The following is a 12,854-nucleotide window of genomic DNA, read 5'->3' as shown; positions in this document are numbered from 1 at the left end:
GTCCGCGCCGGCGAGATCCTGTGGGACGGCAGGAAGGTCGACATCCGCAGCGAACGTCAGGCGATGGATCTCGGCATCGCGCTGGCGCCCGAAAGCCGGCGCGACCAGGGCCTCTGCCTCAACCTGCCGATCGGCCTCAACATCAACCTGCCGGTCTACGGGCGGTTGTCGAACGGACCGATCATCGGTCGCGTTGCCGAAGCCGCCAATGCGGACAGACAGATCCGAAACCTGAGCGTCAAGACGCCGTCCCGCCGGGTGCTTGCTTCCGCCATGTCGGGCGGCAACCAGCAGAAGATCGTGATCGGCAAATGGCTGAGCCACGGCGCCCGGCTCTTCATCTTCGACGAGCCGACGGTCGGCGTCGACGTCGGCACGAAGGCGGAGATTTACCGGCTGTTCGGGGAACTGCTGAAGCAGGGCGCCGGCATCATCCTGATCTCGTCTTACCTGCCGGAGGTCTACGAGCTGGCCGACCGGCTGCACGTCTTCCGCCAGGGCCGTCTCGTCGCGAGCCACGGCTTCCGCGAGGCGACGCATGAAGACGTGCTGACCGAGGCGATCGGCGTTTGACGGAACAAGAAGAAGCATGAGGGAGGGACGACCATGAGCGTGGAAACCACCGAAAGCGCACCGGCGCCGAAGAAAGGCATGAACATCCTGTTCGGCCTTACCCTTCTCGGCCTGCTGCTGGCGCTGTGGGTCGTGCTCGGCCTGGCGACGGCGAGCTTCTGGACGCCGAACAACATCTCCAACCTGCTGCGGCAGGGTGCGATGACGGCGATCCTCGCGGTCGGCCAGACCTTCGTGATCATTACCGCCGGCATCGATCTGTCGGTCGGTGCCGTGGTCGGCTTCACGAGCGTCATCATCGCCTGGCTCCTGCAGGTCGGCGTGCCGCTCTGGATCGCCATCGTCCTGACGCTGCTGATCGGCGTGGCGATCGGCGCCTTTCACGGCTTCGGCATCGTCCGCATGGGACTGCCGCCCTTCATCATCACGCTTGCCACGCTCACCTCGCTGCGCGGCATCGGGCTGCTCATCACCAACGGTTCGACGATCTCGATCAGCCACGAGGGCTTCACCAATTTCTCGCGCGCCGATTTCCTCGGCGTCCCGAGCCTGTTCTGGATGGTGGTGCTGATCGGCATACCGGCCTTCGTCTTCCTGCACCTGTCGCGCTGGGGGCGCTACCTCTTCGCGGTCGGTTCGAACAGCGAGGCGGCGCGGCTTTCGGGCGTCAATGTCAACCGCACGATCTACCTCGCCTATATCCTCTCCTCGACCTGCGCTGCCTTCGTTGGCCTGCTGCTCGCCTCGCGCATCGGCATCGGCAATGCGACACAGGCGGAGGGCTGGGAGCTGCAGGCGATCGCTTCCTCGGTCATCGGCGGCACCAGCCTGTTCGGTGCCGTCGGCTCCGTGCACGGGCCGTTGCTCGGCGCCTTCATCCTAGCAACGATCAACAACGGCGCGAACCTCCTGAACGTCAACTCGTTCTGGCAGCGCATCATCACCGGCCTGCTGATCATCGTCATCGTCTATTTCGACCAGCTTCGCCGGCGCGGCAGCCGGTAGCGCGGGTGCGGGGAGTTCCCATGAAAGCCATCGTCTGCATCGAACCGGGCCGGCTGGAACTTGCCGAGCGGCCCGGCCCGGGCGCTCCGCCTTCCGGCTGGGTCCGCCTCGCCGTCTCCCATGTCGGCATCTGCGGCACCGACTACCACATCTACGAGGGCAAACACCCCTTCCTTCAATATCCGCGCATCATGGGCCATGAGATCTCGGCCCGTGTTCTGGAAGCGCCCGCCGGCTGCGGTCTGGCGGCCGGCGATGCGGTTGTGGTGAACCCCTATATTTCCTGCGGCACCTGCGTCGCCTGCCGAAAGGGCAAGCCCAACTGCTGCGTCGCGATCCGCGTGCTCGGTGTCCATACCGACGGTGCCTTCTGCGAGGAGATCGCGATGCCGGTGGAAAACCTCTATCCGGCCGATGGCCTCGGCGCCGAGGCCGCCGCGACCGTCGAGTTCCTGGCGATCGGCGCGCACGCCGTGCGCCGCGCCGCCATTTCTGCCGGGGCCCGCGCGCTGGTCATCGGCGCCGGGCCGATCGGCCTCGGCACGGCGCTCTTCTCGCGCATTGCCGGTCACGCGGTGACGCTGCTCGACACGTCCGACGAGCGGCTCGCCGCGGCGCGCGCGACGCTCGGCTTCGACGACGGCATCGTCGCGAAGGGCGATGTCGCGGCGGCGGTCTCGGCGGTGACCGGCGGTGAAGGTTTCGACGTGGTCTTCGACGCGACCGGCTATGCCGGTTCGATGCAGGCGGCCTTCGCCTTCGTCGCGCATGGCGGCTCGCTGGTCCTCGTCAGCGTCGTGAAGGACGACATCACCTTTTCCGATCCCGAATTCCACAAGCGGGAAATGACGCTGGTCGCCAGCCGCAACGCGACGCGGCCGGATTTCGAGCACGTCATGGCGTCGATCCGGGCGGGACTGGTGCCGGTCGGGGCACTGCTGACGCACCGCACGACACTTGCCGGCGCGGTGGATGACCTGCCGCGCTGGGCGACCGAGAAACAGGGGCTGATCAAGGCGGTGATCGCCATTGGCGGCTGAATGTTCGCAATCGGGGCCCCGATCGGGCGCGCGGCTGTTTATCTCCGCGAAAGGCTTGAGGCGTAGGCTCGCAAATGATGAACGTGCCTCGGCTTCCTGTTGCTCCGCAACGAAAACGTGATAGTCTTTTTCGCAGTTGCGGAAACCGGACTTCGACACGTGCGTTTCTCGGTCGCCAGCTCTGCGGCCGCCCGGTGAAGATCACGAGGTAACGCGTCTCATGTATTATCAGCTTTATGAAATGAACCACGCGATGATGGCGCCCTGGCGGGCGGTCGCGGACCAGATGCGGCTCGCTCTGCGCAATCCGCTGAACCCGATCTCCCACACCTATTTCGGACGAACGATGGCCGCGGGCCTGGAGGTCTTCGAGCGCACGACTCGTCGCTACGGCAAGCCGGAATTCGACCTTCCGGAAACGGTCGTCGACGGCCAGACCGTATCCGTACACGAGAAGATCGTCTGGCAGCGACCCTTCTGCAACCTCATCCATTTCGAGCGCTGCCTGCCCGCGGGCCACCGGCGCGATCCGAAGATCCTCGTCGTTGCGCCGATGTCGGGACATTACGCCACCCTGCTGCGCGGCACCGTGGAGGCGCTGCTTCCGGGCGCCGAGGTCTATATCACCGACTGGATCGACGCTCGCATGGTGCCGCTCTCCGACGGTGCTTTCGACCTCGACGACTTCATCGACTATGTCATCGCCATGCTGCACGCGCTGGGGCCTGACACCCATGTCGTTGCCGTTTGCCAGCCCTCCGTGCCCGTGCTCGCGGCGGTCGCGCTGATGGAGGAGGACAACGATCCGCTCTCGCCGTCGTCCATGACGCTGATGGGTGGGCCGATCGACACGCGCGTCAATCCAACGGCGGTCAACAAGCTCGCCGAAGAGCGCCCGATCGACTGGTTCCGCGACAATGTCATCATGGCGGTGCCGTGGCCGCAGCCGGGCTTCATGCGCATGGTCTATCCGGGCTTCCTGCAGCTGTCGGGCTTCATGTCGATGAACCTCGACCGCCACCTGGTCGCCCACAAGGAATTCTTCGCCCATCTGGTGAAGAACGACGGAGACGCGGCCGAGAAGCACCGCGATTTCTACGACGAATATCTCGCCGTCATGGACATGACCGCCGAGTTCTATCTGCAGACGGTCGAGACCGTGTTCATCAAACATGCGCTGCCGAAGGGCGAGATGGTGCACCGCGGGCGGCGCGTCGACACGACGGCGATTCGCAAGGTCGCGCTGCTGACCGTCGAGGGCGAGAACGACGACATTTCCGGCGTCGGTCAGACCAAGGCCGCGCAGACGATCTGCACGAACATCCCCGAGGGAATGCGCTTGCACTACATGCAGCCGGATGTCGGCCATTACGGCGTTTTCAACGGCTCGCGGTTCCGCCGCGAGATTGCGCCGCGCATCCTGTCCTTCGTCGCCGAACACGGCCGCAACGCCCGGCCGGTGCCGCGCGTCATCAAGGGCGGCAAGGCGGCCGGCGGCAAGTAGCCGGCCGATTTCCCCGCGCGTTTTCAGGGATTTGTCCGATTCGCTCGGGGAAATCCTTGAAGCACCGGCGCGGTCCTCCCACATCGAAAGCAACGGGCGCCACGGTGGCTGCCCGCCGAATGTGAGGAAGATGAGAAATGAACCAGTCAGCTCTGATACGTCCGGACTGGACGCCGGCGACCATCGCCCTGATGGTGCTGGGTTTCGTGGTCTTCTGGCCGCTGGGCCTCGCCATGCTCGCCTACATCCTGTTCGGGGAGCGTCTCAAGGGTTTCAGGAAGGATGCGAACGAAGCCGCCGACGGCTTCTTCGACGCGTTCAAGCGTAAGGGCGGTGCCTGCCGCCGCCGCGCCTATCATCGCTATTCGACCGGCAACGTCGCCTTCGACGACTGGCGCGATGCGGAACTGAAGCGTCTGGAGGAAGAGCGTCATAAGCTCGACGAGATGCGCGAGGAATTCGACGCCTATGTCCGCGAGTTGCGCAAGGCAAAGGACCAGGACGAGTTCGACCGCTTCATGCGCGAGCGTCGCTCCGGCGGTCCCGGATCGGTTCCGGGTTTTCCGGCCAACTGATCGCGTTCTCCCGATGATGGAGCAAGGCAGCCGGCGCCCCTCGGGGCGTCGGCTTTTCCATGCGGATGTCGGTGCAGACCGGCTCTTCCGTCGCACGCATGCCCGGCGAATCGGCTAAGGATGGGCCATGTTCTCCTCGTTTCGAAAACCGCGCCGCGCGCTGAAGGCGCCGCCGCCGCCCGAGACGCGACAGGTTCATGTCGCGGGCCGGAGCCTGCCGCTGACGATCCGGCGTCATGCCCAGGCGACGCGGCTGACGCTGCGCATCGAACCCGGCGGCCGGGCCCTGCGCATGACCGTGCCGGTCGGCGTGCCGGCGCGCGAGGTCGAGGATTTTCTTGCCCGGCACCAGGGGTGGCTGACGACGCGGCTTGCGAAGTTCCGGTCGACACAGGCGCTCGGGCATGGCGGTCACGTCTTCCTGCGCGGGGTGGCCCATCGCATCGAGGCGACCGGTCGTCTGCGCGGCCTGACGGAGTCGGTGCACGTGGATGGCGAGGCGGTGCTGCGCGTCAGCGGCATGGAGGACCATCTGCCGCGTCGCATCGCCGAGTTTCTCAAGAAGGAAGCGCGCCTCGACCTCGAGCGACTGGTGGCCGTCCATGCGGGACGCATCGGGCGAAAGGTGAAGTCGCTCACCTTCCGCGACACGCGCAGCCGTTGGGGTTCCTGCTCGGCCGACGGCGCGCTCTCGTTCTCCTGGCGGATCGCCATGGCGCCGCCGCATGTGATTGACTATCTCGCCGCCCATGAGGTGGCGCATCTCGCGGAGATGAACCACAGCCCGGCCTTCTGGGCGCTCTGCGCAAAGCTTTGCCCCGGGACGGAGGAGGCGAAGCGGTGGCTGAAGCGCAACGGCTCGATGCTGCACGCGATCGATTTCGACTGAGTCCGGCCCCTGGCCTCAGCGCCGGCGCAACGCATCCTCGATCTTGCGGTCGGTATTGTACTGGCCGAGCGCGTAGACCGCCCAGATCGCCGCGGGCAGCCAGCCGATCAGCGTGATCTGCAGGATCAGGCAGATGATGCCGGCAATCGGACGCCCGATCGTGAAAAAGACGAGGAAGGGGAGTAGGATGGCGATGATCAGCCGCATGGAATGTCCTTTCGTTTCCGGCGTCTGATATAGGCGCGCCGGGGCGTCGGCCAAGGGCGGCGCTTGCGCGCGTCCGCGATGGCCGTCTTTCGGCTCGACTCTTTTGTAGTTTCATGCGACTTGCGTCATCATGCGAACCGACATCAAGATCTGCGGACTGAAGACCGAGGCGGCCGTGAAAAGCGCCGTCGCCGGGGGCGCGAGCCATATCGGCTTCATCTTCTTCCCGAAGAGCCCGCGCAACATCGAGCCGGCGGATGCGGCCGCACTGGCCGATCCGGTGCGCGGCAAGGTCCGGATCGTCGCCGTGACGGTGGATGCGGACAATGACCTGCTGGACGAGATCGTCGACCAGCTGCACCCCGACATCCTGCAGCTTCACGGCAGGGAGAGCCCGGAGCGGGTTCTGAACGTCAAGGCCGTCTACGGCCTTCCGGTCATGAAGGCGCTTTCGATCCGCGAGGCGGCCGACCTGAAGACGATCGAGCCCTATATCGGCATCGCCGACCGGTTCCTGCTCGATGCCAAGCCGCCGGCCGGGTCCGATCTGCCGGGCGGCAACGGCGTCGCCTTCGACTGGACGCTTCTCGGGGCGCTTGACGACGGCGTCGATTACATGCTTTCCGGTGGATTGAACAAGGACAATGTCGGCGAGGCGCTGGCGATCACGGATGCACCGGGCGTCGATGTCTCCTCCGGCGTCGAAAGCGCGCCGGGCGTCAAGGACGTCGCCATGATCGAAGCCTTTTTTGATGCTACGCGATTGGCGACTCGCCAGACAGCGGCCGCAGGGAGAAACACGTGAACCAGGCACCCAACCTCAATTCGTTCCGCGAGGGACCGGATGAAGACGGCCGTTTCGGCATTTTCGGCGGTCGTTTCGTCGCCGAAACCCTGATGCCGCTGATCCTCGATCTCGAGGCGAAGTGGAACGAGGCGAAGACCGATGCCGCTTTCCAGGCCGAACTGCAGCACCTCAACACGCATTACACCGGCCGTCCGAGCCCGCTCTATTTCGCCGAGCGGCTGACGGCCGAACTCGGCGGCGCGAAGATCTACTTCAAGCGCGACGAGCTGAACCATACGGGCTCGCATAAGATCAACAACTGCCTCGGCCAGATCCTGCTCGCCAAGCGCATGGGCAAGACCCGTATCATCGCCGAGACGGGCGCCGGCCAGCACGGCGTTGCCTCCGCAACCGTCGCCGCTCGGTTCGGCCTCCCCTGCGTCGTCTACATGGGGGCCACAGACGTCGAGCGCCAGGCGCCGAACGTCTTCCGGATGAAGCTGCTCGGCGCCGAGGTGAAGCCGGTCACGGCCGGCCACGGCACGCTGAAGGACGCCATGAACGAGGCACTGCGCGACTGGGTCACCAATGTCGACGACACCTATTACATGATCGGCACCGCTGCCGGTCCGCATCCCTATCCGGAAATGGTGCGCGAGTTCCAGTCGGTGATCGGCAAGGAGGCCAGGGAGCAGATCCTGGCCGCCGAGGGCCGGCTTCCCGACCTGATCATCGCGGCCGTCGGCGGCGGTTCCAACGCGATCGGCCTGTTCCATCCATTCCTCGACGACAAGGAGGTCTCGATCGTCGGCGTCGAGGCGGGCGGCAAGGGCCTGGACGGCGAGGAGCATTGCGCCTCGCTCACCGCCGGCTCGCCGGGCGTGCTGCACGGCAACCGCACCTATCTGCTGCAGACCGCCGACGGGCAGATCAAGGAAGGCCATTCCATCTCGGCCGGCCTCGACTATCCGGGCATCGGTCCGGAACATTCCTGGCTCAAGGACGCCGGCCGCGTCGAATATGTGCCGATCATGGACGACGAGGCGCTCGCGGCCTTCCAGGTGCTCACCCGCGTCGAAGGCATCATCCCCGCGCTGGAGCCGAGCCACGCGCTCGCCGAGGTGATCAAGCGCGCGCCGAAGATGGGCAAGGACCAGATCATCGTGATGAACCTCTGCGGCCGTGGCGACAAGGACATCTTCACCGTCGGCAAGATCCTCGGCATGGAGCTCTAAGATGACCGCACGCATGGACAAACGTTTTGCGGATATTGCGGCCGAAGGCCGCCCGGCCCTCGTCACCTATTTCATGGCGGGTGATCCGGACTATGCGAGCTCGCTGGAAATCATGAAGGCGCTGCCCCGCGCCGGCGCCGATGTCATCGAGCTCGGCATGCCCTTTTCCGATCCGATGGCCGACGGGCCGTCGATCCAGCTGGCGGGCCAGCGGTCGCTGAAGGGTGGCCAGACGCTCGCCAAGACGCTGCGGATGGCGCGGGACTTCCGGACCGGCGATGCGGACACGCCGATCGTGCTGATGGGGTACTACAATCCGATCTACATCTACGGCGTCGACCGTTTCCTGGACGACGCGATCGCCGCCGGCATCGACGGCCTGATCGTCGTCGATCTGCCACCGGAAATGGACGACGAACTCTGCATCCCGGCCGTCGCAAGGGGGATCAACTTCATTCGGCTCGCGACGCCGACGACGGACGACAAGCGCCTGCCGACCGTGCTGCGCAACACGTCCGGCTTTGTCTACTATGTCTCGATGAACGGCATCACCGGCTCGGCGCTGCCGGACCCCTCGCTGATTTCCGGCGCCGTGGGCCGCATCAAGAAGCACACCCGCCTCCCTGTCTGCGTCGGCTTCGGCGTGAAGACGGCGGAACACGCCCGCGCCATCGGCGCGTCGGCCGACGGGGTCGTCGTCGGCACGGCAATCGTCAACCAGATCGCATCCAGCCTGACGGCGGACGGCCAGGCGACCGCGGCGACCGTCGCCGGCGTCGAAGCGCTGGTCGGCAGCCTTGCCTCGGGCGTGCGCGCCTCGCGCCTTGCGGCAGCGGAGTGACATTCCCACATGGGGATGCGATGAATTCGGGAGTCTTTAGACCGTGAACTGGATCACAAACTACGTTCGGCCCAAGATCAACTCGATGCTGGGCCGCCGGGAAGTTCCGGAAAACCTCTGGATCAAGTGCCCGGAAACCGGCGAGATGGTGTTTCACCGCGATCTCGAGGAAAACAAGTGGGTCATCCCGGCCTCGGGCTACCACATGAAGATGCCGGCCGTGGCACGGCTCAGGGATCTCTTCGACGACGGCGTCTACGAATCCCTGCCGCAGCCGAAGGTGGCGCAGGATCCGCTGCGTTTCCGCGATTCCAAGAAGTATGTCGACCGCCTGCGCGACAGCCGGGCGAAGACCGAGCTCGAGGATACGATCGTCGCCGGCCTCGGCCGGGTGCGCGGCGTCAAGCTGGTCGCCGTCGTGCATGAATTCAACTTCATGGGCGGCTCGCTCGGCATTGCTGCCGGCGAGGCGATCGTCAAGGCCTTCGAACGCGCGGTCGCCGAGAAGTGCCCGCTCGTCATGTTCCCCGCCTCCGGCGGCGCGCGCATGCAGGAGGGCATCCTGTCGCTGATGCAGCTTCCGCGCACGACCGTTGCCGTCGAGATGCTGAAGGAAGCCGGCCTGCCCTACATCGTGGTGCTGACCAACCCGACGACGGGCGGCGTGACGGCGTCCTATGCGATGCTCGGCGATGTCCATCTGGCCGAGCCCGGCGCGGAGATCTGCTTCGCCGGCAAGCGCGTCATCGAGCAGACGATCCGCGAAAAGCTGCCGGAAGGCTTCCAGACGTCGGAATACCTGCTGGAACACGGCATGGTCGACCTGGTGGTGAAGCGCCACGACATCGCCGAGACGCTTGCCCGCCTCCTGAAGATCCTGATGAAGAAGCCGGCCGTCGAGGCAAAACCCAAGGCGTCCGGCAACGGCGTCGCTGCCATCGCCGCAAGCACCTGATCCGGAGACCTGCCATGGAGGCGGCGGAAACGACCGAGGCGGGGCGCGAGATCGAGAAGCTGCTGGCCCTTCATCCGAAGGGCTTCGACCTCTCGCTGCATCGCATCACCCGTCTGCTCGCGGCGCTCGGCGACCCGCACACGCGGCTGCCGCCGGTCATCCACGTGGCAGGCACCAACGGCAAGGGGTCGGCCGCCGCCTTCAGCCGTGCGATCCTCGAGGCGGCGGGCTTGAGTGTTCACGTCCACACCTCGCCGCACCTCGTCAACTGGCATGAGCGCTACCGGCTGGGCGTGAAGGGCGGTCGCGGCCAGCTGGTGGCTGATGCCGTGCTCGCCGATGCGGTGCGCCGCGTCGCGCATGCCAATGCCGGGGAGGCGATCACCGTCTTCGAGATCCTGACGGCCGTCACCTTCCTGCTCTTTGCGGAGCATCCGGCGGATGCGGCGGTGATCGAGGTCGGGCTCGGCGGTCGTTTCGACGCCACCAACGTCATCGCCCGGCCGGCCTGCACCGTCATCATGCCCATTTCGCTCGATCACCAGGCCTATCTCGGCGACCGCGTCGAACTGATCGCCGCCGAGAAGGCGGGCATCATGAAGCGCGGCGCGCCCGTCGTGATCGGCCATCAGGAGGAAGAGGCGGCGCGCACGGTCCTCATCGAGACCGCCGAGCGCCTCGCTTGCCCGCACGCGGTCTACGGGCAGGAATTCCTCGCTTACGAGGAATTCGGGCGGCTGGTCTATCAGGACGAGTTCGGTCTGCACGATCTGCCGCTGCCGCGCCTGCCGGGCCGGCACCAGTATGCCAATGCGGCTGCGGCGATCCGCGCCGTCAAGGCGGCCGGCTTCGCGGTCTCCGACGCTGCCATCGAACGGGCGCTTGTCTCCGTCGAATGGCCGGGCCGACTGCAGAAGCTGACCGACGGGCTTCTGGCGCGGCTTGCCCCGCGCGGCTCGGAAATCTGGGTCGACGGCGGACACAATCCCGGTGCCGGGCAGGTGATCGCCGAAACCATGGCGACCTTCGAGGAGCGTGACCCGCGCCCGCTCTTCCTCATCACCGGCATGATCAACACGAAGGATCCACGCGGCTATTTCGACGCGTTCCGCGGCATCGCCGAACGGGTGTTCACCGTGCCGATCCGCGGTTCGGATGCAGGCCTCGACCCGGTCGCGCTTGCGGGAGACGCGGAGGACGCGGGGCTCGACGCGGAACCGCTCCTAACCGTCGCGGATGCGCTCGCGGCGGTTGGCCGCGTCGTCGACGAGGACAGGGTCGTGCCGCGAATCCTGATCGGGGGCTCGCTCTATCTCGTCGGTGATGTGCTTGCCGACAACGGCACCCCGCCCAAATGAAAAGCCCGGCGCGTGGCCGGGCTCATTGCCGGAACCGTCGAGGGATCGTCAGGCCGCTGTCGTCGAGATCCAGGAGGACAGGGCCGTCTTCGGCGCTGCACCAACCTTGATGTCGGCCACTTCGCCGCCCTTGAAGACCGCGAGCGTCGGGATCGAGCGCACGCCGAACTGTGCCGCGAGTTCCGGATTCTCGTCGATGTTGAGCTTGGCGACCTTCACCTTGCCGGCCATCTCGGCCGAGATCTCTTCCAGAGCCGGGGCGATCATCTTGCACGGGCCGCACCATTCGGCCCAGAAATCCACAACGACGGGTTCGGCGGAATTCAGGACTTCGGTCTGGAAATTGGACTTGTCGACTTTCACGGTAGCCATGAGGGGCTGCTCCTTGGTGATCAAATGTTGATTGTCATGTGAGGACGGCCCGCGTCCGTTTCAATGCACGGTATCTCACTTTGTCGCGAGTTCGGCAAGGCTGGCGGAGAGCATCGCGTCGGGGAGCCAGTACACCGCCGGGCCCTCCGTATAGATCAGTCCGCAGCGGACCGGACGTCCGGGATAGAGCGGCGCGAGGATGGCGCGGTAGATCGCAAGCTGCGCGCGATGCTCGAAGGGGATGGCATCGAGGCTGGCGGGCGGCAGTCGGTTGGTCTTGAAATCGACGATCTCCACCGCCTCGCCGGTCGTCGCCATGCGGTCGATGCGGCCGGAGACGGCATAGTCCGCCCGCCCGAGCGTCAGTGTGCCCATGATGGAGACCTCGGCCCGCGCCGTCGCCGCAAAGATCGGCGCGAGCGACGGGTCGTCCATCACCGCCGTCGCCGAGGCGATGAGCGCGGCGCGCTCCGCGGCCGGCCAGCCCTGCGCCGCGCGGTCCAGATAGCGGCGCGCCGCCGCCTGCCGCTCGCCGGCCGGCAGCGTCGGAAGGATCTGCAGAAAACGGTGCAGCAGGCGGCCCCTTTCGGCCGCCCGCGACGAGCCCGTTCCCCTCGCGAAGAGGGCGGAGGGAACGATGAGGTCGGCGCCGGAGGTGTCGACGACGGCGGCGGCACCCGACGGGCTCAACGGTCGCGGCAGGTTGCGCTGGGGCGGCAACGGCCGGCCGAGCGTTTCGGGCAGCGGCGCGGCGGGATCGATCTGCCGTTCCGGCAGGCGGTTGGCGGCCGGAGCGCGTGACCCCGCCTCGCGCCACCTGAGGCCGTTCCATCGATCCGCTCCGGCGGAAAACGCCGTTTCGCTGCAGCGCGACTCGTCGGCGGAAAGGGCGCTGACGATCATCGCGTGCCAGGTGTCCGGGTTTTCGCGCTGGCCGCGGTAGCCGCAGACCACGAGCCGGTCCGCCGCGCGCGTCATCGCGACATAGAGCAGCCGGCGATACTCCTCCTCCGCGGCGCTGCGGAGCTCTGCCGCATCGGCGTCGGTCACGCTGTTGGCCAGCGCCTTGAGCGGCAGCCAGACGGGAAAGCCGCCATGCTCCCCGTCGACGAAGCGAAGATGCGGCATGTGCGTCGCGTTGAAGGCCTTGCCGCCGCTGTCGACGAGGAAGACGACCGGCGCTTCCAGTCCCTTCGCGGCGTGCACGGTCATGATGCGCACCTCGTCGCGTCCCTTGTCCTGCTCGCGCTTGACGGTTGGCGCCTCCATATCGAGCGTCGACAGGAAGGCCTGCAGCCCGGGAAGGCCCGTCTCTTCCTGCTCGAGCGCAAAGGTCAGGAATTCGTCGAGGATCTCGCCCGCCTCGTGGCCGAGCCGCGCCAGCAGCCGCCGCCGCCCGCCTTGCGCACCGAGGATACGGGCATAGAAGTCGTGAACCGGAAGCCGCGACGAGGCCGTGATGAAGCCCTCCAGCCGGTCCGTGACGGCGGCCAGGTTCGGCTCGGCCGCGGCC

The 12,854-nt window shown here is 66.4% G+C and carries 14 protein-coding genes; 11 read left to right on the top strand and 3 right to left on the bottom strand.

The genetic code is table 11. The annotated features are described in order from the left end of the window. From LXM94_RS08180 to LXM94_RS08155, 6 genes are all read left to right on the top strand, one after another. Positions 1-573: ATP-binding cassette domain-containing protein (locus LXM94_RS08180; protein WP_235770672.1), on the top strand; the 573-nt coding region annotated here is incomplete at its 5' end. Between the two features lie 33 nt (positions 574-606). Further along, entirely contained in the window at positions 607-1,578 is a 972-nt protein-coding gene (locus LXM94_RS08175; RefSeq protein WP_235770671.1) for an ABC transporter permease, read from the top strand. 20 nt (positions 1,579-1,598) lie between these two features. Beyond that, entirely contained in the window at positions 1,599-2,618 is a 1,020-nt protein-coding gene (locus LXM94_RS08170) for a zinc-binding alcohol dehydrogenase family protein (RefSeq protein WP_235770670.1), read from the top strand. Between the two features lie 220 nt (positions 2,619-2,838). After that, on the top strand, positions 2,839-4,122 hold the full coding sequence (gene phaZ / locus LXM94_RS08165; RefSeq protein WP_235770669.1) for a polyhydroxyalkanoate depolymerase: 1,284 nt from the start codon (positions 2,839-2,841) through the stop codon (positions 4,120-4,122). A 137-nt stretch (positions 4,123-4,259) separates the two neighbouring features. Continuing rightward, positions 4,260-4,697, top strand: coding sequence for a DUF2852 domain-containing protein (locus tag LXM94_RS08160; protein WP_235770668.1), 438 nt, complete (start codon positions 4,260-4,262; stop codon positions 4,695-4,697). A gap of 127 nt (positions 4,698-4,824) precedes the next feature. After that, on the top strand, positions 4,825-5,586 hold the full coding sequence (locus LXM94_RS08155) for a M48 family metallopeptidase (RefSeq protein WP_235770667.1): 762 nt from the start codon (positions 4,825-4,827) through the stop codon (positions 5,584-5,586). Between the two features lie 15 nt (positions 5,587-5,601). Here the strand turns inward: LXM94_RS08155 and LXM94_RS08150 are convergent, their stop codons facing one another. Further along, positions 5,602-5,793: a YqaE/Pmp3 family membrane protein gene (locus LXM94_RS08150; protein ID WP_235770666.1), complete on the bottom strand. Its 192-nt coding sequence runs from the start codon at positions 5,791-5,793 to the stop codon at positions 5,602-5,604. Positions 5,794-5,923: 130 nt separating this feature from the next. Here LXM94_RS08150 and LXM94_RS08145 point away from each other — a divergent pair, with 130 nt between their 5' ends. Genes LXM94_RS08145 through LXM94_RS08125 form a run of 5 tightly spaced genes read left to right on the top strand, consistent with a single transcriptional unit; the run spans position 5,924 to position 10,969 of the window. Beyond that, positions 5,924-6,598 carry a phosphoribosylanthranilate isomerase gene (locus LXM94_RS08145; RefSeq protein ID WP_235770665.1) on the top strand — a complete coding sequence of 225 codons (675 nt, stop codon included), beginning with the start codon at positions 5,924-5,926 and terminating at the stop codon, positions 6,596-6,598. Beyond that, positions 6,595-7,815, top strand: a complete 1,221-nt coding sequence (gene trpB, locus LXM94_RS08140) for a tryptophan synthase subunit beta (RefSeq protein WP_235770664.1) — start codon at positions 6,595-6,597, stop codon at positions 7,813-7,815. Before LXM94_RS08145 ends, trpB begins: the two co-directional genes overlap by 4 nt. Before the next feature lies 1 nt (position 7,816). Then, entirely contained in the window at positions 7,817-8,656 is an 840-nt protein-coding gene (gene trpA / locus LXM94_RS08135; RefSeq protein WP_235770663.1) for a tryptophan synthase subunit alpha, read from the top strand. 43 nt (positions 8,657-8,699) lie between these two features. Beyond that, a complete protein-coding gene (gene accD / locus LXM94_RS08130) occupies positions 8,700-9,611 on the top strand; it encodes an acetyl-CoA carboxylase, carboxyltransferase subunit beta (RefSeq protein WP_235770662.1) in 912 nt (303 codons plus the stop codon). Between the two features lie 14 nt (positions 9,612-9,625). Next, positions 9,626-10,969, top strand: coding sequence for a bifunctional folylpolyglutamate synthase/dihydrofolate synthase (locus tag LXM94_RS08125; protein ID WP_235770661.1), 1,344 nt, complete (start codon positions 9,626-9,628; stop codon positions 10,967-10,969). A 48-nt stretch (positions 10,970-11,017) separates the two neighbouring features. Here the strand turns inward: LXM94_RS08125 and trxA are convergent, their stop codons facing one another. Together trxA and LXM94_RS08115 are read right to left on the bottom strand one after the other, a co-directional pair. Continuing rightward, positions 11,018-11,341: a thioredoxin gene (gene trxA, locus LXM94_RS08120; protein ID WP_235770660.1), complete on the bottom strand. Its 324-nt coding sequence runs from the start codon at positions 11,339-11,341 to the stop codon at positions 11,018-11,020. 75 nt (positions 11,342-11,416) lie between these two features. Next, the coding region (locus LXM94_RS08115) for a 3'-5' exonuclease (RefSeq protein ID WP_235770659.1) at positions 11,417-12,854 on the bottom strand (1,438 nt) is incomplete at its 5' end.

This window comes from Rhizobium alarense (assembly GCF_021555155.1).
Classification (GTDB): domain Bacteria; phylum Pseudomonadota; class Alphaproteobacteria; order Rhizobiales; family Rhizobiaceae; genus Rhizobium_D; species Rhizobium_D alarense.
This window is presented reverse-complemented; position numbering and strand designations above follow the sequence as displayed.